Source organism: Maribacter zhoushanensis (genome assembly GCF_029350975.1).
Taxonomy (GTDB): domain Bacteria; phylum Bacteroidota; class Bacteroidia; order Flavobacteriales; family Flavobacteriaceae; genus Maribacter; species Maribacter zhoushanensis.
The window spans coordinates 307,707-331,305 of the sequence record NZ_JARKMR010000004.1; the positions used below are offsets into that span (position 1 = coordinate 307,707).

The following is a 23,599-nucleotide window of genomic DNA, read 5'->3' on the forward strand; positions in this document are numbered from 1 at the left end:
AATTCTTTGCTAGTCGTAGGGTTGTTACTATCTTGTAAGCATATAATTTAGCATTATGTCTGAGGATAAAGAACAACAATTACCAGAGAATTCAATTGAAGAAAAAACTGTAACTGAAACTACCGAAAACGTAGTAGAAGAAACAGTAGATTCTTCAGAAGAATCTACCGCATTACAAAAAGAAACTGCAAACGAAAAAATCGTAGATGCAGAACAAACTGATGTAATGAATGAAATTGACGATTCTAATGCAGAGGATGCAGAAGATACCGACACCGAAAAAAGACATGAAATACCTATGCCAGATTACCATGACATGAGCATGGAAAACTTAGTAGGTGAATTACAACGATTGGTTAAGAATGAGAAGATACAAGCTATAAGAAAGCATGTTGATACAATCAAAGACGAATTCAACCAAAAATTTGATCAATTTTTAGAGGAAAAGAAAGAAGAATTCATTTCTAATGGCGGTAATGAAATTGATTTTAGATACAATTCTATTGACAAACAACAATTCAACGAAGTATATTCAGAATACAGAGACAAGCGCAATCAATATTATAAAAGTTTAGAAAAGAGTCATAAAGAAAATCTTGCGTATAGATTAGATCTTATTGAACAGTTAAAAGCTTTGGTCAATGTAGAAGAAGATATTAATACAACGTATAACAATTTTAAGGATATACAGGCTAAATGGCGCCATGCAGGACCAATACCTCGTGCAGATTATAACAATGTTTGGAAAACATACCACCACCACATTGAAATATTTTACGATTTTCTAAATATAAATAGAGACTTAAGAGATTTAGATTTCAAGCACAATCTAGAAGAAAAAAGTAAAATTGTTGCTAGAGCCGAAGAGCTTTCTAAAGAACCAGATTTAAATAGAGCATTTAGAGAACTACAGGTATTGCATAAAATCTGGAAAGAAGATTTAGGTCCCGTAGGTAAAGATCATAGAGAAGAAATCTGGAATCGTTTTAGTGCCGCAACAAAAATTATTCACGAAAGAAGACAAGATTACTTCAAAAATCTTGATAAGATAAAAGAAGAAAACCTAGAGCGCAAACATGCAATTATAGCTGAGATAAATACACTTAGTGAAAATGTTTCTAGCAATCATGGTACACTTCAACAACAAATTAAAAAATTAGAGGAGCTAAGAGAATCATTTTTCAAAGCCGGTCAAGTACCACAAAAAGTAAATTCTAAAACTTGGAATAGCTTTAAGGCAGCAGTTCGTGCGTTCAACCAAAATAAAAACGCTTTTTATAAGAATCTTAAAAAAGAGCAACAAGAGAATTTAGATAAGAAAAGAGCCTTACTAGAAATTGCGGTTTCATTAAAAGATAGTGATGATTTTGATGCTACAACTTCAGAAATGAAGCGCATACAGGGGCAATGGAAGAAAATTGGGCATGTTCCAAGAAAGTACTCAGACAAACTATGGAAAGAGTTTAAAACAGCCTGTAATCATTATTTCGACAGATTAAATGCGCTTAAAAGCGATGCATTTAAAGAAGAAGAAGCTAATTACAAATTAAAGGACGAATGTATAGAACGCCTAAAAGCTTTTGAACTCAGTGGAGATAAAACAAAAGACTTAGAGGCTATCAATAAGTTTTCTGAAGAATGGAAAACATACGGTAGGGTTCCATTTAAAAAGAAAAACATAAATCAAAAGTTCGATAAAATTATTGATGCGTTATATCAAAAATGTGGTGTTAGCAAACAAGAATCAGAATTACTGAAATATGGTAACAAAATTCAGCAACTAAGCAACAATGATAATCAAGAGCGTGCAATACAGAACGAGCGTGCATTTATTAGAAAAAAGATTGACGAAAGCAAAGATGAGATTAGACAATTAGAAAACAACTTACAGTTTTTCTCTAATGCCTCAGAAAGCAATCCATTGGTGCAAGATGTTATAAAAAGGGTTAACCAACACAAAGAATCTTTAGCGGCTTGGAATGCAAAACTGAAGAAGTTGAACATCTTAAAAAACAACTTACAAAAAGAAGAGGAAGAAGCTGAAAATCCAGAAGAATCTGAAACCGAAGAGTAGTTTATTCATAAAATAAAAGTATATATAACAATTTGATTTTCTTTGCGTTAACTATGTAGGAAAAAACTTATTTTTAAGTTTGAGTAACAAGTTAGACCCAATATATGGTTAGCCCTGAAATACCGATTAACGAGCAACAAAGAATTGAGGCATTAAATAGTTTTAATGTACTGGACACAGTAGAAGAAAAAGAATATGATGCCATAACCCGTATTGCTGCGGAAATTTGCAATACACCCATGGCATTAGTTTCTTTAGTGGATGAAAAGCGACAGTGGTTTAAATCTCATTATGGCATAGACGCTACAGAAACCCCAAGAGATTTAGCCTTTTGCGCCCATGCTATAAATACTCCTGATTCTATATTGCTGGTCAATGATGCCAAAAAAGATGAACGTTTCTTTGACAACCCTTTAGTAACTAGCGGACCATCTGTACAATTTTATGCCGGCGCCCCCTTGAACACTAAGGAAGGTGAATCTATAGGTACACTATGTGTCATTGACACCCAGCCAAGACAAGAATTTACCGTGAATCAACAAGCGTCTTTAAAAGACTTAGCCAACCAAGTAATGGCTCAGTTAGAATTAAGGCGACAAAATATCCAACAAAAAGTCATTAACGAAGAATTGCGAATAAAGAACAATCAGCTAAAACAAATATCATATAGAATGGCACATGATATGAAAACGCCATTATTAGGTATTAGCTCTATTGTAGGATTTATAAAAGAAGATTACACTAAACTTTTTGAAGACACTGAAATACCAAATTATTTAGGTATTATAGATAACAGGGTTGAATATATGGAGTCATTGATTAACGGTATTATCAATTACAATTCCATAACCAATGCTGAGATAAGATTAGAAGATTTTAAAATTTCAGAAGAAATACAAAATGTACTAAATAAAGAATCTAATACCGAAAACGTCTCATTACAATTAGAAAACTGTGACCATAAAATAAATCATTCTTTAAACAGCTTTGACCAAATTTTTAGAGACTTAATATCAAACAGTATTAAATTTACAGATAAGCCTACTATCGAAATTAAAATTTCTTTTAGAGAGGATGAAAACGATTATTCGTTCACCTATGAAGACAATGGACCAGGAATTCCTGAGAAATACTGGGAAAAGGTTTTCTTACTATTCGAAAAGCTAGGTACAGATGGTGCCACAGATACCGGTATTGGTTTAACGACTATTAAAGAACTTACTGAAAAATTAGGTGGCACTATAACTATAGGCAAGCGTGATTACGACAAAGAAGGAGTACATTTCAAATTAACACTTGCTAAAAACCTTTCTTAAAAATTATAAGAATATGAAACTTATAATCTTGCATTTTTTGGCAATTGTCAATATAAATTCTGACCCTTTCATCAAAACATTGGCAATAACAGACAATCAATCTAAAACTATAAAGCAAGAAGCCTATTTGGTATTAAACACCAAATGCAACTTTTGTCATTCTGTAAAAAAGAACAGAACTGTTTTCTCTCTTGAAAACATGGACGGATTCTCAAAAGCTATAGCCAACCAAGTATTCATAAAGAAAAAAATGCCAAAAGGCAGAAAGAATAAACTATCAACCCTTGAAGAAGAACAATTATTAAACTGGATCAAAACTCTAGATCAGTCATAAAAAAAGCCTCTATAAATAGAGGCTTTTTTTATTGTCGGCAATTGTGATTACTTAGCTACGTTAACCGCTCTTGTTTCACGTATAACAGTAACTTTCACTTGACCTGGATAAGTCATATCAGTTTGTATTTTTTGAGAAATTTCAAATGATAACTGTGCTGCTCTGTCATCATTAACCTTTTCGCTTTCTACAATCACACGAAGCTCTCTACCTGCTTGAATAGCATAAGCCTTCTGTACACCACTAAATCCAAAAGCAATCTCTTCAAGATCTTTTAAACGTTGAATGTAAGAGTCTAATACTTGTCTTCTTGCACCTGGTCTTGCTCCACTGATGGCATCACAAACCTGAACTATAGGCGCAATAAGCGTTTTCATTTCTATTTCATCATGGTGAGCACCAATAGCATTACATACCTCTGGTTTTTCTCCAAATTTCTCTGCCCACTGCATACCCAAGATAGCGTGCGGAGTTTCTATTTCATTTTCGGTGTTAGGAACTTTTCCTATATCATGTAAAAGTCCTGCACGTTTGGCAATTTTAGGATTTAATCCTAATTCAGATGCCATTACACCACAAAGTTTTGCAACTTCTCTAGAGTGCTGTAATAAGTTTTGACCGTAAGAAGATCTATACTTCATTCTACCTACAGCACGTATCAACTCTGGGTGTAAACCGTGAATACCCAAATCTATAACCGTACGCTTACCTATTTCAACAATTTCAGTTTCTATTTGCTTCTCTGTCTTCTTTACAATTTCTTCAATTCTTGCCGGGTGAATTCTACCGTCTGTCACTAATTTATGAAGCGAAAGTCTAGCAACTTCTCTTCTTACAGAGTCAAAACAAGAAAGAATAATAGCCTCTGGTGTATCATCAACAATAATTTCTACACCCGTAGCAGCTTCTAACGCTCTAATGTTTCTACCTTCTCTACCAATAATTCTACCTTTAACATCATCAGATTCTATATTGAATACAGATACACAGTTTTCAACCGCTTCTTCAGTACCAATTCTCTGAATTGTATTAATGATAATTTTACGTGCTTCTTGTTGCGCGGTAAGTTTAGACTCTTCTACCGTAGATTGTATAAAAGCCATTGCATCTGTCTTGGCAGTTTCTTTTAAGCTCTCTACCAATTGATTTTTAGCCTCATCTGCAGAAAGACCAGAAATAACCTCTAATTGCTGAATTTGACTTTTATGCATTTTATCCAACTCCTCATGACGCTTATCAAAAAGTTGTCTTTTCTGCTCTACATCTTTCAGTTTACTATCTAACTGAGAGTTCATGTTCTTGTTTTTGGCAAGCTCACTACTCACTTGAGATTCTTTATCTCTTGTACGCTTTTCTGCGTCGCTTATCTTCTTATCCTTATTATTTATAACCTTTTCATGCTCGGCTTTCAATTCTAGGAATTTCTCTTTCGCCTGTAAAATCTTTTCTTTCTTGACACTTTCTCCCTCGGCATTTGCATCTTTTAAAATACGCTCAGCGTCTTTCTTTGCATTTATTATGGTTTTAGAGGCTCTCCCTTTTTCCAAAAATTTTGCTATTGCAAAACCGATTGCCAGCCCAACTATTGCGGCAATAATTATCATTGTACTATCCATAGTGTAATTTATTAATAAAAAAAAAGCCCACATTGGAGAAGTTTTGATCAAACTCCGGTAAACAGGTTTAGGGCTAACAGACTGATCAAGGATCCCTATACAAGTAGGGCTTGCTTTTACAATCTAAACTCACCCTTTTTAAAAAAAATAAATGTTGAGTTTGTCAAAAGGTATTACCAATGTGGGCAGTAACTTAATGTATTTATAAGAACGTTTTATTTCAAAGCTAATTTAGACGTCACCAATTCTTCAAGCGCTTTTAAACGCTCTTCAGCTTCTTTGGTTCCTTCTGTTTGCTCAATGCCATTCTGTTCAATCTTAGACGCAAATTGCAAGGCGCACATGGCCAAAACATCTTGTTTGTCTCTAACTGCGTAGTTCTTCTCAAATTTTTTAGCCAACTGTTCTATATTTTTGGCTGCCTTACGCAAGCCTTCTTCCTGAGCAGGGTCAATAGTCAATGGGTAGACCCTATCAGCAATAGAAAGTTTTATTTTGAGCTTTTCTGACATATTATTATAAACATTACTCCGACAATTGAGCTATACAATGGTCCAACTCTCGTATTAATGTATTTATTTTAAGCTTAGCTTCTGTTTTATTGGTATTACTGCCAAGCATTGAATTAGCTAGTTTAAGCGAATTATATTTTTCTTCCCATTCAGACACCGTTTTACTGGCACTTTCTTGTGAAGACTTTATATCCTTTAACTCTTTTTCCAATTCAAGATTAGCATTGTTCAAAACCTCAAGTTTATGCAACAATTTGCTAATTTTATTTTCTAAAGAATCAACGATTTTAATTAACTCGCTCATACATTACCATCAATGCGATTTACACAAAGTTAACATACATTATATGACTTAGCAATAGTTTTTTCAAATATTCGTAAATCAACCGTTCTTGAATTAACAATATAGTATGTAAAACGCTTTATAATAATTTTAGCGCGTCCAACTTCATAGAATTGTTATTGATTAATTATTTTCGCAGTATTCCTATCTACCTATGAAAAAAATATCCCTTGGTCTGTTATTATTATTTTGCTTTAGTCTTTTTGCACAAGAGAATTATCCAAAAGATGCTTTTGCCCCTCCAATGGATATCCCCATTATATTAGCGGGTACTTTTGGTGAGCTACGCTCCAACCATTTTCACTCTGGTGTTGACATTAAAACCCAACAAAGAGAAGGTATTCCGATAAACGCCATTGGTGATGGTACCATCACCAGAATTAAGGTTTCTCTTTGGGGCTATGGTAAGGTACTTTATATAGCACACCCAAATGGATATACATCTGTTTACGGTCATTTACAAAAATTCTCACCTACTATTGAAGCGTATATTAAAAAACTACAGTACAATAAAAAATCTTTCGAAGTAGAAGTTTTTCCTGATTATGGCGAGTTGAAAGTTTCTAAAGGTGAACTAATTGCATATAGTGGTAATACTGGTGGTTCTGCCGGTCCTCATTTACATTTTGAAATACGAAGTAGTATTTCTGAAAAACCTACCAATCCATTAATGTATGGTTTAGAGGTTGCCGATGCTACAAATCCTATCCTAGAAAAACTATTCATATATCCGTTAACAGATAATTCTCATGTTAATAATAATTACGAAAGAACACAGATAAACGTTAGCAAACAGAAAGATGGTACATTTTTAGCGGATAAAGTAACGGCCTTAGGTGAAATTGGGGTTGGTTTTATCGGTTTTGACAGGTTAGATATGGCTGCCAACAAAAACGGTGTATATAGCGTAGAACTTAGCGTAAACGGTAAGGTGTATTCTTCATATGATTTTGAGAAGTTTTCATTTGGAGAAACCAGATATATAAACACGCTGGTAGACTATGACTATTACGGTAGAAATAGACAAAAAATTCAAAAGAGCTTTAAATCGCCCGGTAATAAGCTAAGTATTTACAAAGACCTGTATAATGATGGTAAAGTCAAAATAAACGAGGGCTTAAGCTACAACGCAAAATTGTTGATCAAAGATTACGCTGGTAATAAGTTAGAACTTAACATACCTATTGAAGGGGTAAAGAACTTATTAGGTAACAAAAAAGTAATTAAAAAAACCGACAACTACGTAATTGCCAAAAAGCCTAATAATTTTGATTTAGACGGGGCCAAAGTATATTTCCCTACAAATACTTTTTATGAAGATTTTTACATAGACTTAAAAAAAGGAAAAGATACCGTTACCATACACACCAACACCGTACCTGCACATAGAAACTTTACAATTACTTTTGATGTTTCTAAGTATTCAAAAGAAGAGCGAAAGCAATTATTCATTGCCAGATTAGATTCTAAACTTAGACCAAACCATGCAAATACATATAAACGTGGTAATGAGTTTACCACACGTACACGTAATTTAGGAACATATACTTTAGCTAAAGATACTGTTGCCCCAACCATAAGAACCAAAAACTTCAAAGAGAAGCAATGGTTAAACAACTACAAATACCTGAGTGTACAAATTGCCGATGATTTAAGTGGTGTAGACAAATACTCTGCAACTTTAAATGGAGAATGGATATTAATGGAATATGAGCCTAAACGTAACACCTTGACTTATAATTTTGACGATAAGATTGCAGATCAAACGCAATGTGTTCTTGAAGTTACCGTTACAGATAATGTAGGCAATACAAATACTCTTAGCACCTCTTTTTACAGAAAATAATATAGTTGAAATTACATAACGTTCTAAGCCTGATACTTCTGCTGTGCAGCTCCATTGCTTTTGCTCAGAACGCTACTATTTCAGGTATTGTCTTAGGTGATAATAATGAACCTTTGCCTAATGTAAATATTTCAAGTAAAGATTTTGGAACCACAACAAATTCTGATGGATTCTATATTTTAGAGATTACTTCAGACATAGAGAATACCATAGTTTTTTCACATATTGCCTACCTAGATGTGGTATTGGAAAAATTAATATTGAATACAAACGAAACCTTTGAGTTCAATCCTGTCTTAAAAAGTGATGTCACACAAATAGACGGCGTAACCGTTTCTGCCACTGGAGAAAAAGAAGCGAGTAACATTTTAAACATTTCTCCAGAAAAAATCAGAAAAATACCCGGAGCCAATTCAGGGGTAGAAACCATATTAAAACTCTTACCGGGGGTATCTTCCAATAACGAATTAAGTACGCAATATGCGGTACGTGGTGGTAATTACGACGAAAACTTGGTATATGTAAACGAAATAGAAGTTTACAGACCCTTTTTAATTCGTTCTGCACAACAAGAAGGCTTAAGCTTTGTAAACAGTGACCTGGTACAGAATGTAAAGTTTTCAGCTGGTGGTTTTCAAGCGAAGTATGGTGATAAGCTGGCTTCCGTATTAGATATTAAATATAAGACCCCTACTCTATTTTCTCTCCGTGCAGATGTAAGTTTTCTTGGCGCAAGTGCTAGTTTAGAAACGGTTTCTAAAAACCAAAAACTGAGCTCGGTATCTGGTATTCGTTACAGAAATAATTCACTATTGGTTAATAGCCAGCAGACAGAAAGTAATTTTAATCCGGCATTTACAGATATTCAAAGCTACTTGACCTACCGTTTCTCCCCTAAATTTCAGTTGAATTTTCTAGGTAACCTAGCTATTAACGATTACAAGAATGAGCCTTTAAACAGACAGACTAATTTTGGCACCATAGACAACCCGCAGGCACTGGTCGTGTATTATCAAGGTCAAGAAACCAACAAATACACCACGGCTTTGGGTGCTTTAAAAGGAAGCTATTATTTAAATGAGAACACAACGTTAAAATTGATATCATCTATCTATCATACCACAGAAGAAGAATATTCAGATGTAGTTGCAGCATATGAGCTTGGTGATGTTGATAGTAATTTAGGTAGTGATACTGCTGGCGAGGTATTGACTTCTCGCGGAATAGGTTCACAATTCAATAGAACAAGAAATGATTTAGATGCCTTAATCTTTAATCTAGAACACAAAGGCTCACATACCATGGGTAACTCTGTATTGGAATGGGGAGCAAAATATACTCATGAAGATATTCGAGATCAATTACGTGAGTCCGAATTTATTGACTCTGCAGGATTTTCCATTAGACCACCTAGAAGTGAATTCATAAACAATCAGCCTTCTGAACCCTTTGATGCGCCTTTAGAAGCATATAGCGGATTAAGTGCTTTAAACTTTGTAAAGACAAATAGGTTTTCTGGTTACGCTCAATTAGGAACACATAAAACATGGAGCAATGCAGATGTTTATTATAACATTGGTGTACGCTCTCACCATTGGACGGTTAGTGGAACCGGAGTTGAAAAGGTATCACAAACCGTATTAAGCCCGCGTGCACAGTTTGCTATAAAGCCCAACTGGAATAAAGACATGCTCTTTAGGTTATCGACAGGAGTATACCACCAACCACCATTTTACAGAGAATTACGTGATAAAACGGGTACTATACAGCCAAATGTCAAAGCTCAAAAATCATTTCATATTGTTGCAGGTAACGAGTATAGTTTTCTTCTTTGGGATAGACCTTTTACACTAATTACTGAAGGGTATTACAAGAAATTAGAAAATGTAAATGCATATACCTTAGAAGATGTTCGCATTCGTTATGCCGCTAACAATGAGGCGGAAGCTTATGTATATGGAGCAGAAGTAAGATTAAACGGTGCTTTTGTACCTGGAACAGAGTCTTGGGTAAGTCTTGGATATTTAAAAACCGAGGAGAATAGAAATAATAGAGGCTATATTCCCCGACCTACGGATCAACGCGTAAAATTTGGTATTCTCTTTCAAGATTACATACCTACCATACCTGATTTAAAAATGTATTTGAATTTGGTTTATCAAACAGGTGTTCCTGGCGGGTCTCCAAGTTATGCCGATCCATATATTTTTCAGAATAGATTAAGAGATTATAAACGTGCAGATTTAGGAATTTCCTATATTTTTGCAAATAAGAACAAACAATTTCCAAAAACACATTGGCTAAGTAATTTTAAAGAATTGAGTTTAGGTTTTGAAATTTTCAACTTATTCAATAATCAAAATTCAATTACCAATACTTGGGTAAGAGATGCCGACAGTAAAAATGAATATACTGTACCAAATTATCTTACTTCTAGGGTTTTAAATTTAAAATTAGGTATACGCCTTTAAACAATACAAATGAAAAGAATACTTTTCTTACTAGTACTTATTTCTTCTTTTACTGTAATGGCTCAGAAAAATATATATGAAAGCCCGAGTTTTGACAACTTGAGTTCTGACCATAATGTTTTAGCTATTATCCCTTTTTTAACCAATTTAGATTTAAACGAAAAGGTATCTAAAACGGAACAAAAAAGGTTAGAAGAGAACGAAGGTTACGCTGTACAAAATGCGTTAGAGACTTATTTCTCTAAGCGAAGTAAAAAGAAAAAACTACCGGTAACTTTTCAAAATATTGAAAATACGGCAGCTATTCTTGCCAAGAAGAATATCAGTTACGACAATATTGACGTATATACTACAAAAGAGCTTAGTGAAATTTTAGGCGTTGACGGTATAATTAGCGGTACTTTAGATTTGAATATACTGTTATCTAACGGTATACCAACAGAGTTCAGTTTTACCGACTACTTCTCAGGAGGAGCAAATTACGGTAGAATAGGCATTAAAATAAGCGATGGCAATTCTGGCAAGCTTCTTTGGAAATACGAAAAGGAAATCAATAAGAAAACTGGCAAGAATACCACTGACCTTATTGATCGCATGATGAAATTAGCAATTAGAAAATTCCCGTACGAGAGAGAGCGTAAAAGAGATCGTAAAAACTAATTACGCCTCAACAATATCCTTTAAAGCTGCAATAGTATAATCAACATCTTCTTTGGTATTATATGTTGAGAATGAAAAACGAACTGATGGTTTTTTCATATCCTCAGCAGATAATATTTGGGTAAGCACATGAGAACCTGCATCACTACCAGACTGACAAGCACTACCCTTAGAACAAGCAATACCTTTCATATCTAAATTAAATAACAGCAGCATAGCTTTTTCTTCAGTAATAGGTAAGCACACATTAACCAAGGTATAGGTACTCTTCTCCAAATTACCCGAATGTCCATTAAATTTGACTCCAGGTATTTCTTTATTTATCTGATCTATGAAGTAAGATTTTATGCCTTCAACATATTTCTTTTCTTCTTCTAGGTTTTCGTAGGCATGAACAAAAGCTTCTTCAAGACCAACAATGTTATGAAAAGATTCCGTACCAGCTCTAAGACCACGTTCTTGAGAACCACCTGAAATCATACAGCTTAAACCTGAATTCTTACGAATAAAAGCAAAACCAATCCCTTTTGGTCCGTGAAACTTATGCGCTGCGGCAGCTAAGAAATCTATAGGAAATGCTTTAACATCCCAATTATAATGTCCTAATGACTGTACGGTATCTGAATGCACGAGTGCATCATACTTTTTAGCCAAGAGCGTAATTTCCTCTAAATTGATTTTATTACCTATCTCATTGTTTACATGCATTAAGCTTACCAATTTTTTAGAATCATCTTTCTGTAAAAGCGTTTCTAAATGAGTAATATCTGGATTACCAAATGCATCTAAGTCGACATATAAAAGCTGAATTAGCTCTTTTTGTTCTAACTCTTCTACGGTGTGTAAAACTGCATGGTGCTCAATTCTAGAAGTAATAATAGTTTTTACGCCAAGATCACGCACTGCACATCTAATAATCATATTATCAGCTTCTGTACCACCAGATGTAAATATAATTTCTGACGGCTGTGCATTCATATACTTAGCAATGGTTTTACGTGCACTTTCAATGGCTGTTTTTGCCGTTCTACCAAAACTATGAGTAGAAGAAGGGTTTCCATATATAGCTAAGGCATCTTGCATTTTTGCAATTACATTAGGGTGAACTTGCGTAGTAGCGGCGTTATCTAAATATACTTGTTTCATATAGACGTACTCTAAAATAAATAATGAACAAAAATAGTTAATTAACCTATAAATGACAGTGATGCTACAGACAGATTTACAAATTTTAAACTAAATTTGAAATATGAAAAAATACCTTTTAATTGGCTGTTCCGTATTATTCTTTAGCTGCAATGATGGCGACATACAGATAGAAACTGTTGATTTTGACAGTATTGAAACGATTGAAAGTTGCAATGAAATTTCTTCTACAACAGAAAATGTATTGTTTAAAATAAACGGTGACGAAGCATTAATATTAAATCTTCCTAGTGAACTATTGAAAAACGAAGTTTCAACTACTGAAATTGAGAGTCTTGTTCCTGGAAGTTCTCAAATTACGTACCGTATTTTCTCTGAGACCGTTAGCAGTAGTTATTTTTGTGATTCACCACCACCACTTACACCAACAGTTCTAGAAGAAATTGAGGCTGAGGCAGGTAGTATTTTTGTCACCACCACTACCGAAGACAATATTACATACAGTCATTTCATTCAATTAAGTGGTGTTACTTTTTTAAATGAAAATGGTAGTAGAATTACAGATTTACAGGTTAATGATTTTGGCACGGTAACCACTACAGTAGAATAACTAGAAGTTTTGAAAAATATAAACTTCGGTTGCACCTAGCCCATATTTTTGATAATCGGCATCGTAATATTTTACATTATCATATTTTCTAAACAAGTAGCCAAGTTCTTCTTTCAATACACCCTCACCAACACCATGTATGAATACAATTTTTTGTATTCTTTTACTAATAGCAAAATCTAATTGTCGTTTTGCGGTATCTAACTGTAAAGTAAGCATATCAAACTTACTTATAGATTTAGGGTTCTTGATAAGTTGATTTATGTGCAAATCAACTTCCATTTTTGGTGCTGTACGTTCCTTAGACTTTAGAACTCTTGTTTTTTTACGCTTAGGTATTTCCTTTTCCTTTTTAATTTTAGCGACTTCATAATTAGAAACGCGAATATCATCGGCAATTAAAACCAGTTCATGAGCGGCATACGTTAACGGAAAACCATCATCGCTCAACATAGTAATATTAGTACCGTCAATAGACTCGACAACACCTTTTATAACATCATCAATAGTTTCTACGGTATCACCAATATTAAAATGAGGCATGTTTTTATTTTGAATACACAAAAATAATGGTAATTTTCGGACTACTAATTTATTTATAGATGCGCATTAAGGCATTAATTATTTTTCTTGGACTTGAAAGTTTTATGCTACCCTGCTTCACCAAACAGATAATAGGGGTTGATTGTCCTGGTTGTGGCTTACAACGTTCCCTATTATTTTTAATAAAAGGCGAGTTTACATCTGCATTTTTAATGTATCCTGCCATTTACCCAATGCTTTTACTTTTTGGTTTTTTAGGACTTAATAAGTTATACCCTGTTAAACACTCAAATACAATTACTATTACACTTATGGTAAGTACCGTAGGTTTAATATTAACCAATTACATATTAAAATTCATCTAATAACTAAACCTTTAAATTATGGAACAACAAAAATTACCTAATGTAACTATCGCTCTTATTTTGAGTATCGTCTCTTTTTTATGCTGCTGCGTAAGTGCTGGTATAGGAGGTGTTATTATGTCTGGTATTGCATTAATTTTAGTAAACAAAGACACTAAAACTTATCAGGAAAATCCACAAGAATATTCCAACTTCAGCACTCTTAAGACAACTAAAATTGTTGCTATAATAGGTCTAGTTCTTGGAGCTCTATCATTATTATGGACTGTATACTCAATAGTTTCTATGGGTGGTTGGGATGCATACATGGAGCAAACCTCTGAAATTTATGAGCAACTTGGAATACCAATGGAATAAATGAACAATTCAGAATATCAACAAATACCAGGTTCTAGCAACGCTTTAACTTTTGGCATTTTATCTATTGCCCTAACTCTTTTCTGTTGTGGTCCCTTTGGAGCCATCTTCAGTTTCATTGGGTTAAGCAATGCTAAAAAAGCTAAGAATTATTTTGAAGCTAACCCTGGTAACTATAGAGGATATGAAAATATTAGTACAGGAAGAATACTTTCTTATATAGGTCTAGCACTAGCACTTATTTACTTAGTATTTTGTATTCTGTATTTCGGATTGATCATCGCTTTCTTTGCAACAGCCGATTTTCAATAAGGAAATAGTATTCAAAAAACATCCCCGATTTACATCGGGGATTTTTTATTTCTAATTTTTAAACTCTTGTAACGTTTTAATTATGATAGAAACACAATCTAGAAGTTGTTCTTTTGTCATCACCAATGGCGGTGCAAATCTTATAATATTACCATGAGTTGGTTTTGCTAGTAATCCGTTTTCTTTTAAAGCCATACAAATGTCCCAAGCAGTAGAACTATCTTCACTGTCATTAATGAGTATTGCATTTAAAAGACCTTTACCCCTTACACTATTAACCAAATCTGTAGTAGGAATAAATTTATTTAGCTCAGCTCTAAAAAGCTCGCCTAGTTCATAAGCATTTTCTGCAAGCTCTTCTTCCTTGACTACTTCTAAAGCCGCTATACCAACTGCAGCAGCAATAGGGTTTCCACCAAAAGTACTACCATGATTACCTGGGCGAATAACACCCATAATATTATCATTTGCCAAAACTGCAGAAACAGGATATGCTCCACCGGACAAAGCTTTGCCCAATATTAATATATCTGGTTTAATCTCAGGTGTTCCGCTACAATGCTTATCTGAGCAAGAACAATTACCACATGTTGCCAATAAACGACCTGTTCTTGCAATACCCGTCTGTACTTCATCGGCAATGAACAATACATTATATTTTTCGCACAAAGCTTTCGCCCCGCTTAGGTAACCTTCAGAAGGTACATAAACTCCGGCTTCACCTTGTATAGGCTCCACTAAAAATCCGGCAATATTCGAATTTGATTTTAAAACCTCTTCAAGAGCAGATAAATTATCGTACTCTATTTTAATGAACCCGTCTGTATATGGTCCAAAATTCTTTCGAGCAACCGGATCATTTGAAAAAGAAATTATTGTAGTGGTACGACCGTGAAAATTATTCTCACAAACAATTATTTCTGCATTGTTCTCGGCAATACCTTTTTCTTCATATGCCCATTTTCTACAAATTTTCAAAGCTGTTTCTACAGCTTCTGCACCTGTATTCATAGGTAACAACTTATCAAAATGAAAAGTTTCGGTAGCATACTTCTCGTACTTACCCAACATATCATTGTAAAATGCTCTAGAAGTCAAAGACAATGTTTTGGCTTGTTCTGTCATAGCATTAACAATTTTGGGGTGACAATGCCCTTGGTTTACGGCAGAATATGCGGAGAGGAAATCATAATATTTTTTTCCTTCCACATCCCAAACATAAACACCCTCACCTTTGCTTAATACAACAGGTAATGGGTGATAATTGTGAGCACCGTGTTTTTCTTCTAATGCAATTGCATCCTTAGAAGTGATGTTTTCTAAAATTGACATGATAAAAATTACTTTAAATAAAACTTTAGCAATTCCTTCTATACCTTTTTCCTTTCAAATCCCGAAAAAGTTATCGGGGAGAAAATTCAGCGTGGGAGAGAAATCATCCTGTAGAATTACAAACTTAATAAATATTTTTTTTGAACTACTATAAATACGAAAAGAACCTATGAACTACCATAAAGTGTGACCTTTAACAAAATATGGTGTCTTAATGAATACAACCAATTTATTATAAAAAGAACACTATGAATTATTTAGAGAACATGATGACTAGCCTTTCTAACTCAGTTGGCGATTTTTTACCAACTACAATCGGCGCAATACTTATCCTTATAATAGGATGGTTTATCGCCGGGTTTTTAAAAAGGCTTATTACAAAATTAATTAAGCGAACAAATGTAGATAACAAACTTGGTACTGGTAAAGTTGTACTTTCTTCCTTTATTGGGAAATTAGTATACTTCTTTATCATGATTTTTGTTTTCATGTTGGCTTTAGAAAAGCTAGGCATGACAAGTGTATTAGATCCTGTCAAAAATTTATTAAATGGCTTTACCGACTATATACCAAATATTGTAGGAGCTGGTTTAGTAGGCTACATTGGCTATATGTTAGCTACTATAGTTTCTGAATTAGTAGGTTTATCTGGAGAAACTATACAAAGTTTTGTACCTAAATTTAAATTGCCAGAGAATTTAGATTTAGTAAACATTCTTAAAAAGGTAGTTTTCATTTTTATATTTATTCCTCTATTAATAACGGCATTGAACATCTTAAATATGGATGCAATCTCTGTACCGGCAACACATATGTTAGAACAATTTTTTGCTGCAATACCAAAAATAATTGTTGCTGTTCTAATTCTTTTAATCTTCGTAATAGGTGGTAGATTTGTTGCTGGTTTAGTAACTGATTTGTTAGAAAGTTTAAATTTAGACGGTATTGTTAATAGAATGAATTTAAGTAGCCTTTCATCTAACACAAACCTTGCAAAACTTATAGGTAATGTAGTTTATTTTTTCATAGTTCTTTTTGGTATTACTACTGCATTAGAAAAGTTAGAATTTGAAAAACTAACCAATGTATTAGATACCCTTGTAGGTGTATCTGGAAACATACTTTTTGGATTGGTAATTTTAATTATCGGTAATTGGATTGCTTCTACAGCTCATAAAGCAATGGCTAAAGACGAAAGCAGTCTATTTGTAGCATCAATTGTAAGAATGTGCATATTGGCAATTTTCTTGGCAATGGGCCTTAAAACAATGGGCATAGGTGATGAAATCATTAACATGGCTTTTGGTATTACATTGGGTACAATTGCTGTAACTATTGCACTATCCTTTGGTTTAGGTGGTAGAGAAGCTGCTGGAAAACAAATGGAAAGAATTTTGAACAAATTCAATAAAAATAAATAGTAGTACAAAAGTATTTTACTGTTCAAAGTCAGGGAGTCTTATCTTAAAGATTTCCTGACTTTTTTTATTTAAGAAATAAGGATAAACAAACCACCAGTTACCAGAACTATCATATTTAACTAAATATAACAACGGTACCTTGTTTATTAGTTATTATAAATGCCGAGGTATGCTTATTTTTGCCAAATGCGAAAAAAGACAAAGCGAGTAGTTTTTGAAAATGTGATGGTGACCGATGCTGCAGCAAAAGGAAAAACTATTGGTAAAGCCCCAGATGGAAGGGTAATTTTCTTGAACAATACCGTACCTGGCGATGTGGTAGATGTACAGACCACAAAAAAGCGAAAAGCTTATTTTGAAGGAACAGCCATTAATTTTCATACTCTTTCAGATAAAAGAGTAGATCCGGTTTGCCAGCATTTTAATGTATGTGGTGGTTGCAAATGGCAAGATATGGGCTATGAACATCAACTATTTTACAAACAAAAAGAGGTAGAAAACAACCTTAAAAGAATTGGACATTTAGACCTGCCAGAGCTTACTCCCATATTAGGATCAGAACAAAAGTATTTCTACAGAAACAAAATGGAATTTTCTTTTTCTGACAGTCGTTGGTTAACGCTTGAAGAAGTAAGATCAGATAATCAAATAGAAGATAGAAATGCCTTAGGTTTTCATATACCTGGCATGTGGGACAAAATTTTGGATATTAAAAAATGTCATTTACAGAAAGACCCATCTAATGCAATACGTTTAGAGACAAAAAAATTTGCTACTGAAAACGGATTAACATTTTTTAACCCAAGAAACCAATATGGTTTGCTACGTACATTAATGATACGTACCAGCTCTATTGGTGAAATAATGATTCTAGTTCAGTTTTTTGAAAATGATAAAGAAAAAAGAGAGTTGCTTTTAAATCATCTTTCTACAACTTTCCCTGAGATTACGTCTTTGTTATATGTCATTAATCCAAAACAGAACGATACTATTTACGATCAAGAAATAATCTGTTTTTCTGGTAGAGATCATATTTTTGAGGAAATGGAAGGGTTGAAATTTAAGATCAATGCCAAATCCTTTTATCAAACGAATTCAGAGCAAGCCTACGAACTTTATAAAATAACTCGAAATTTCGCAGATTTAAATGGTGATGAATTGGTTTATGATTTATACACAGGCACAGGTACCATTGCACAGTTTGTATCTAAGAAAGCTAAGAAAGTAGTAGGTATAGAATCTGTACCAGAAGCAATTTTAGATGCCAAGGCAAACGCAGAGAGAAACAAAATTGAAAATGTTGATTTTTTTGTGGGTGACATGAAAAATGTATTCAATGAACAGTTTATTGCTCAAAACGGTGTGCCCGATGTAATTATCACCGATCCTCCAAGAGATGGCATGCACAAAGATGTAGTACAGCAAATATTGAACATAGCACCTAAGAAAATGGTTTACGTAAGCTGTAATAGCGCTACACAGGCAAGAGATTTGGAGTTGATGAAGGAAATGTACGATATAACCAAGGTACAGCCAGTAGACATGTTTCCACAGACGCATCACGTTGAAAATGTTGTACTTTTAGAAAAGAAAGTTTAGAATGAGAAAATTTCAATTCGGGTTACTACTGTTTCTGAGTATAATTTTTGCATCATCATGCGAAAAGGACGATATCTGTGTAGAAGGAGACACTCCCCTACTCGTTATTGAATTCTATGATATTCTAGACACTGCAAGTCTTAAAGAAGTGAACACCTTAAGAGTTGTCGGCGTTGGGCAAACGGTGACTGTCAACACGGTTACTGATCGTAGTACGGTAAGTACTATTTCCATTCCTTTAAAAACTGAAGAAGATGCTACAAGTTTTATATTAATAAGTGACTCCGCCAGTTCTGATGATGGCACAGAAACAGGAAATGTAGATACTATTAACTTCACATATTCCAGAATTGAAGATTTTTTGTCTCGTGGTTGTGGCTTTGTAGTTAATTATGATGAACTAGAAGCAAATGTAACAGCAGATTCAGATAATTGGATTCAAGATATAGAAATAACAAAGTCACTAGTCACCAACTCAGATTCTACACATGTCAAGATTTTTCACTAGTCTTTTATTCATATTAATTTCTTGTTCGGTATTAAGCCAAAACAAGCCAATTGACTTAAACCCAAAAGATACCGTTGTACATAAACAATCTTATGGGATCAGTTTAGGTATAGATTTAAGTCGTATTATAACAGGCGCGCTAGATGATAATTATCAAGGTTTTGAAATTGTTGCAGATTACAGATTAACGCAAAACTTATATTTAGCTGCTGAACTTGGTAACGAAGAGAAGACCAGACAAGAGGATCTATATAATTTCACCACTTCTGGTAATTATATTAAGCTAGGTATCAATAAAAACACGTATGCAAACTGGTATGGAGAGCATAATTTAATTTACATGGGGGCTAGATTAGGATTTAGCACTTTTGAAAACACATTGAACAATTATCAGTATTTTGATACGAATAGATATTGGAATCCAGATAGTTTTGCGAACGGATCAGATATACCTGAAAATTTCTCAGGACTTAATGCAACATGGATAGAAGCCGTCTTTGGTACTAAAGTTGAAATTTTTAACAACTTTTATATGGGAGCCAGCGTTAGATTAGGTCTTTTATTACACCAAAAAGAAGACGACCGCTTTCCTAACTTATGGATACCCGGTTTTAATAAAGTAACCTGGGACAGTAATTTTGGAATTGGCTACAACTATAGTATTTCTTATTTCTTACCGCTCTATAAAAAGAAAAACAAGGTTAAGAAAAAAATTGAAAACGCTGCAGAAACAGAAGGCCCACCAAGACCAAAAGAACGTTTATAGGATCCTAAATCCTTTAATAAATACCCATTTCATTACAATTTTCTCAAGTCCTTCAATTTTAGCGACTGCAAATTTAGGAGCTAAGATAGAAGCTGCAATGGCTGCTATTGCCGATAAATAAAGACTATTTATAGAGAGTGAAACGTATAAGATAAAACGAAACAAAACAAATAGGACCGCAAAGGCTAAAAAATTATATATTAGGACTTTATGCTTTAGCTTCATTCTTCATTTCTTTTTTGATACTTGGCTTTCTTGCTACCTTCGTACATTTCATACTTCACCAAGCGCGATTCTAAGTGACTATTAAACACTTTTATTTTTCTAGAAGGTCTTAATCCTACAAATTTCAAAGCAGGTAGATTACTGGTAATAAACCAAGCATTGGTACCAGGGTAACCCTGTTTTAAAGTATCACCAATAGCACTGTAAAAGTTTTCTAAATCAATATCTAAACGTTCTCCATAAGGTGGGTTAAAACACATATGTAATGTACCTTCTGTTTGCTTATCCGTTTTGAAAAAATCTTTTCTTTCTACCGTGATATAATCCTCAAGGTTTGCATTTTCTATATTGTCTTGTGCTTTTCTTACAGCAGAGGGCGCTTTATCATAACCAATAATCTTATGATGAAATTCTCTAGTTTTCTTCAAACTAGAATCTACAATCTTTTCATACAGTTCAGCATCAAAGTCTGTCCATTTTTCAAAAGCAAAACCTTTTCTATTTATATTGGCAGGTATATTACAAGCTATCATAGCAGCTTCCGTCAACATAGTACCACTACCGCACATAGGGTCAAGAAAATCGCATTGACCGTCCCAACCACTTAAAAGCAATAAGCCTGAAGCCAGAACTTCATTTATAGGCGCAATATTTGTTGCAGTACGGTATCCTCTCTTATGTAAAGAATAACCAGAACTGTCTAAAGACACATTACAGTCATTATTATGAATATGAATGTTTATACGTAAATCTGGATCTTTTACATCTACATCTGGTCTTGTACCATCCGTATCTCTAAATTTATCTACAATAGCATCTTTTGTTTTTTGAGATACATATAGAGAATGGGTAAATTGATCTGAATTGACAGTAGCATCAATAGCAAAAGTTTCACTAACGGAAAGGTACTCTGTCCAATCCATCGCATATATTTTTTTGTAAAGATCATTTTCATCTCTTACACGAAATGAATGAATTGGTTTAATAATCTTAATAGCTGTTCTTAAACATAGGTTAGCTTTGTACATAAAACCAGTATCTCCTTCAAAAGATACATTTCTAGTTCCCTCTACAACATTACTCGCACCTAAATTTCTAAGCTCTTTAGAAAGCAGTTCTTCGAAACCAAATAAGGTCTTTGCGACCATTTTAAAATTATTACCCATATTCATCTTTTCTCGTACCGCAAAAATACGCTAATTTTGACGCCTGTTTAATTTATGACCTATTTCCTTTTTTAAAAGGTTTATCAGCATCACATGATTTATATATTACCTATTCTAGGAGTGCTTATTAGTTTTCTCTTTGTGGTTGTTGCAAAGCCCCAGAAAAACGAATCCTTTAAACTTTTATTAGCATTTAGTGGCGCATTTTTGTTAGCACTTACAATTTTTGAAATGCTACCAGAGGTGTATGAAAAAACAGACCCGAAATCTATAGGGGTCTTTATCATGTTAGGTATTCTTTTTCAAATATTCCTAGAGTTTTTCTCTAAAGGAGCTGAACATGGTCACGTGCATATTTCTAAAGAGAGCCCCAATTTTCCTTGGTTACTTTTTATCAGTCTATGTACGCACTCTCTTTTAGAAGGTCTACCCATTGGAACAAACGACACAATAATCTATGGAATCCTAATACATAAAATTCCTATTGCCATAATATTGAGTATATTTCTACTAGGCTCAAATATTAAACCTTTATATGCAGCCTTTTTTATGCTGCTATTTTCAATCATGACCCCCATAGGCACCTATTTGGCACATACTACTGATATACTATCTACTTTTGGCATGTATTTAAATGCTTTGGTTATAGGTGTGTTTTTACACATTTCTACAGTAATATTATTTGAAAGCTCTGAAGGCCATAAATTCAACCTGAGAAAATTATTGGTAATTATATTAGGTATAACAATCGCATATTTTTTATAGATGTTCAGTAAAGAAGAGTCAAGAAAACTAAGAGAAGAATTTTGGATTGCTTTTGGAAAATCATTCCCAAACAAATGGACTTTATATAAAACTGAAGTAAAAGGATTATCCTTTAAATTTCATTTCGATTTAAAAAAAGCTGTCGTCTCTATAGACATAGATTCAGATTTTGAACAACGAATTAAAGTATGGGATAAACTGGTGGCTTTAAAATCTATTTTCCACGACGAATATCTACCCAATGCTATTTTTGAAGATTTTTATATTCTTGATAATAATAAAGAAATATCAAGAGTGTATATTGAATTAGAGCATGTATCGATACATAACAAAAATACTTGGCGAGAAACGATGGAGTTCTTAAATACAAACATGCTAAAAATAGAAGCTTTCTACCACGAATACAAAGATATCATAGATTCGTAACTTAATCCTCTACAAGTTTTTTAGATTACATCTAGATAAATAAAGAACCAATGGCTTATTGCTCCGCATAGAACAAAAAGATGCCAGATAAAGTGATTGTAAGGAATTTTTCTAATTGCATAAAATAAAATCCCTATGGTATAAAATGCACCACCAAGCATGAGTAAATTAATACCTAACTCTGACGTATTATCTACTAAATTTTGAAAATCAAATACTATGAGCCATCCCATGGCTAAATATAGAAACAATGATACAATTTCAAACTTACCAGTAAAAAACAATTTTAGAATAGTCCCTACAGCCGCTATTCCCCATACTGTAAAGAAAATTGACCAGCCATTTCCATTTATAAGCGTAATTAAAGCTACAGGAGTATAAGTTCCTGCAATTAGATAATATATATTAATATGGTCTAAAATTCTAGTCCTTAACTTCCAAACCTTATTATCAACCGCATGATACACCGTCGATACAACTAACATACTTATTAATGAAATACTATAGATAACAATACCTAAGGTAGCATATGACGATTTATGAGTATTGGTATATAATAAAACAATCATACCTATAATTGCCAATAGCGCACCAACACCATGAGAAATGGTATTAAACTTTTCTTCCTTTTCTAATGAATCTGAATATAACATAATTACAATTGAAACATGAACACTTACACCAAATCATATATTATGAATAAAATTGGGGTAGAGTGCAAAATCTTAGCAACAAAATTAAGTGTAATATATAATATCTTATAATGCTCTGAAGATTATTAGAAGGAACATGAAAGCCTAGATTTTATAGTATAAAAAAAGCCCCTTACATTACTGTAAAGGGCTTTCGAAAAAGGCGGCTACCTACTCTCCCACTTGGTATAGCA

General features: G+C 33.6%; 24 protein-coding genes and 1 other RNA gene. 16 read left to right on the forward strand and 9 right to left on the reverse strand.

All coding sequences use genetic code 11. The features are described from left to right. Positions 1 to 55 precede the first annotated feature (55 nt). The 3 genes from PXD56_RS14770 to PXD56_RS14780 all read left to right on the forward strand — a co-directional run bounded on the left by PXD56_RS14770 (position 56) and on the right by PXD56_RS14780 (position 3,724). A complete protein-coding gene (locus tag PXD56_RS14770; protein WP_276494112.1) occupies positions 56 to 2,074 on the forward strand; it encodes a DUF349 domain-containing protein in 2,019 nt (672 codons plus the stop codon). A gap of 104 nt (positions 2,075 to 2,178) precedes the next feature. Beyond that, entirely contained in the window at positions 2,179 to 3,390 is a 1,212-nt protein-coding gene (locus PXD56_RS14775; protein WP_276494113.1) for a sensor histidine kinase, read from the forward strand. A gap of 13 nt (positions 3,391 to 3,403) precedes the next feature. After that, the gene (locus tag PXD56_RS14780; protein WP_276494114.1) at positions 3,404 to 3,724 is read left to right on the forward strand and encodes a hypothetical protein; all 321 of its coding nucleotides are present in this window, start codon (positions 3,404 to 3,406) and stop codon (positions 3,722 to 3,724) included. A gap of 47 nt (positions 3,725 to 3,771) precedes the next feature. On the opposite strand, the gene rny is transcribed toward PXD56_RS14780, so the two are convergent. From rny to PXD56_RS14800, 4 genes are all read right to left on the reverse strand, one after another. After that, positions 3,772 to 5,340, reverse strand: a complete 1,569-nt coding sequence (gene rny, locus PXD56_RS14785; RefSeq protein WP_276494115.1) for a ribonuclease Y — start codon at positions 5,338 to 5,340, stop codon at positions 3,772 to 3,774. A gap of 49 nt (positions 5,341 to 5,389) precedes the next feature. Next, a non-coding RNA gene (ssrS, locus tag PXD56_RS14790) (6S RNA) lies at positions 5,390 to 5,500 on the reverse strand. A 55-nt stretch (positions 5,501 to 5,555) separates the two neighbouring features. Next, positions 5,556 to 5,852, reverse strand: coding sequence for a cell division protein ZapA (locus tag PXD56_RS14795; protein WP_276494116.1), 297 nt, complete (start codon positions 5,850 to 5,852; stop codon positions 5,556 to 5,558). Between the two features lie 13 nt (positions 5,853 to 5,865). Further along, a complete protein-coding gene (locus PXD56_RS14800) occupies positions 5,866 to 6,156 on the reverse strand; it encodes a hypothetical protein (RefSeq protein ID WP_276494117.1) in 291 nt (96 codons plus the stop codon). Between the two features lie 193 nt (positions 6,157 to 6,349). Between PXD56_RS14800 and PXD56_RS14805 the strand changes: the two genes are divergently transcribed. Genes PXD56_RS14805 through PXD56_RS14815 form a run of 3 tightly spaced genes read left to right on the forward strand, consistent with a single transcriptional unit; the run spans position 6,350 to position 11,172 of the window. Beyond that, the gene (locus tag PXD56_RS14805; RefSeq protein WP_276494118.1) at positions 6,350 to 8,041 is read left to right on the forward strand and encodes a M23 family metallopeptidase; all 1,692 of its coding nucleotides are present in this window, start codon (positions 6,350 to 6,352) and stop codon (positions 8,039 to 8,041) included. A 5-nt stretch (positions 8,042 to 8,046) separates the two neighbouring features. Next, complete coding sequence (locus tag PXD56_RS14810; RefSeq protein ID WP_276494119.1) at positions 8,047 to 10,512, forward strand: TonB-dependent receptor; 2,466 nt, start codon at positions 8,047 to 8,049, stop codon at positions 10,510 to 10,512. 9 nt (positions 10,513 to 10,521) lie between these two features. Further along, positions 10,522 to 11,172 carry a hypothetical protein gene (locus PXD56_RS14815; RefSeq protein WP_276494120.1) on the forward strand — a complete coding sequence of 217 codons (651 nt, stop codon included), beginning with the start codon at positions 10,522 to 10,524 and terminating at the stop codon, positions 11,170 to 11,172. Here the strand turns inward: PXD56_RS14815 and PXD56_RS14820 are convergent, their stop codons facing one another. Then, complete coding sequence (locus PXD56_RS14820; protein WP_276494121.1) at positions 11,173 to 12,318, reverse strand: cysteine desulfurase family protein; 1,146 nt, start codon at positions 12,316 to 12,318, stop codon at positions 11,173 to 11,175. 103 nt (positions 12,319 to 12,421) lie between these two features. Between PXD56_RS14820 and PXD56_RS14825 the strand changes: the two genes are divergently transcribed. Further along, entirely contained in the window at positions 12,422 to 12,928 is a 507-nt protein-coding gene (locus tag PXD56_RS14825) for a hypothetical protein (protein WP_276494122.1), read from the forward strand. On the opposite strand, the gene PXD56_RS14830 is transcribed toward PXD56_RS14825, so the two are convergent. Continuing rightward, the gene (locus tag PXD56_RS14830; protein WP_276494123.1) at positions 12,929 to 13,471 is read right to left on the reverse strand and encodes a Smr/MutS family protein; all 543 of its coding nucleotides are present in this window, start codon (positions 13,469 to 13,471) and stop codon (positions 12,929 to 12,931) included. A 59-nt stretch (positions 13,472 to 13,530) separates the two neighbouring features. Here PXD56_RS14830 and PXD56_RS14835 point away from each other — a divergent pair, with 59 nt between their 5' ends. The 3 genes from PXD56_RS14835 to PXD56_RS14845 are packed head-to-tail and all read left to right on the forward strand — an operon-like array spanning position 13,531 to position 14,505. Further along, a complete protein-coding gene (locus PXD56_RS14835; protein WP_276494124.1) occupies positions 13,531 to 13,836 on the forward strand; it encodes a DUF2752 domain-containing protein in 306 nt (101 codons plus the stop codon). 18 nt (positions 13,837 to 13,854) lie between these two features. After that, positions 13,855 to 14,193, forward strand: coding sequence for a CCC motif membrane protein (locus PXD56_RS14840; protein ID WP_276494125.1), 339 nt, complete (start codon positions 13,855 to 13,857; stop codon positions 14,191 to 14,193). After that, positions 14,194 to 14,505 carry a CCC motif membrane protein gene (locus PXD56_RS14845; RefSeq protein WP_276494126.1) on the forward strand — a complete coding sequence of 104 codons (312 nt, stop codon included), beginning with the start codon at positions 14,194 to 14,196 and terminating at the stop codon, positions 14,503 to 14,505. Positions 14,506 to 14,556: 51 nt separating this feature from the next. On the opposite strand, the gene rocD is transcribed toward PXD56_RS14845, so the two are convergent. Next, entirely contained in the window at positions 14,557 to 15,837 is a 1,281-nt protein-coding gene (rocD, locus tag PXD56_RS14850; protein WP_276494127.1) for an ornithine--oxo-acid transaminase, read from the reverse strand. Positions 15,838 to 16,085: 248 nt separating this feature from the next. Between rocD and PXD56_RS14855 the strand changes: the two genes are divergently transcribed. From PXD56_RS14855 to PXD56_RS14870, 4 genes are all read left to right on the forward strand, one after another. Beyond that, positions 16,086 to 17,258, forward strand: coding sequence for a mechanosensitive ion channel (locus PXD56_RS14855; RefSeq protein ID WP_276494128.1), 1,173 nt, complete (start codon positions 16,086 to 16,088; stop codon positions 17,256 to 17,258). Positions 17,259 to 17,444: 186 nt separating this feature from the next. Beyond that, positions 17,445 to 18,857 (forward strand): 23S rRNA (uracil(1939)-C(5))-methyltransferase RlmD, encoded by a 1,413-nt coding sequence (rlmD, locus tag PXD56_RS14860; RefSeq protein WP_276494129.1) that lies wholly within the window; start codon positions 17,445 to 17,447, stop codon positions 18,855 to 18,857. A 1-nt stretch (position 18,858) separates the two neighbouring features. Then, positions 18,859 to 19,365 carry a DUF6452 family protein gene (locus PXD56_RS14865; protein ID WP_276494130.1) on the forward strand — a complete coding sequence of 169 codons (507 nt, stop codon included), beginning with the start codon at positions 18,859 to 18,861 and terminating at the stop codon, positions 19,363 to 19,365. Then, the gene (locus PXD56_RS14870) at positions 19,346 to 20,131 is read left to right on the forward strand and encodes a DUF6048 family protein (protein WP_276494131.1); all 786 of its coding nucleotides are present in this window, start codon (positions 19,346 to 19,348) and stop codon (positions 20,129 to 20,131) included. The genes PXD56_RS14865 and PXD56_RS14870 overlap by 20 nt, the downstream gene beginning before the upstream one ends. Before the next feature lie 221 nt (positions 20,132 to 20,352). On the opposite strand, the gene PXD56_RS14875 is transcribed toward PXD56_RS14870, so the two are convergent. Further along, positions 20,353 to 21,522 (reverse strand): THUMP domain-containing class I SAM-dependent RNA methyltransferase, encoded by a 1,170-nt coding sequence (locus PXD56_RS14875; RefSeq protein ID WP_276494132.1) that lies wholly within the window; start codon positions 21,520 to 21,522, stop codon positions 20,353 to 20,355. A gap of 93 nt (positions 21,523 to 21,615) precedes the next feature. Here PXD56_RS14875 and PXD56_RS14880 point away from each other — a divergent pair, with 93 nt between their 5' ends. After that, positions 21,616 to 22,287 carry a ZIP family metal transporter gene (locus PXD56_RS14880; protein WP_276494133.1) on the forward strand — a complete coding sequence of 224 codons (672 nt, stop codon included), beginning with the start codon at positions 21,616 to 21,618 and terminating at the stop codon, positions 22,285 to 22,287. Beyond that, positions 22,288 to 22,713, forward strand: coding sequence for a DUF4268 domain-containing protein (locus tag PXD56_RS14885; RefSeq protein WP_276494134.1), 426 nt, complete (start codon positions 22,288 to 22,290; stop codon positions 22,711 to 22,713). Positions 22,714 to 22,733: 20 nt separating this feature from the next. Here the strand turns inward: PXD56_RS14885 and trhA are convergent, their stop codons facing one another. After that, positions 22,734 to 23,366, reverse strand: a complete 633-nt coding sequence (gene trhA / locus PXD56_RS14890; protein WP_276494135.1) for a PAQR family membrane homeostasis protein TrhA — start codon at positions 23,364 to 23,366, stop codon at positions 22,734 to 22,736. Positions 23,367 to 23,599: the final 233 nt, after the last annotated feature.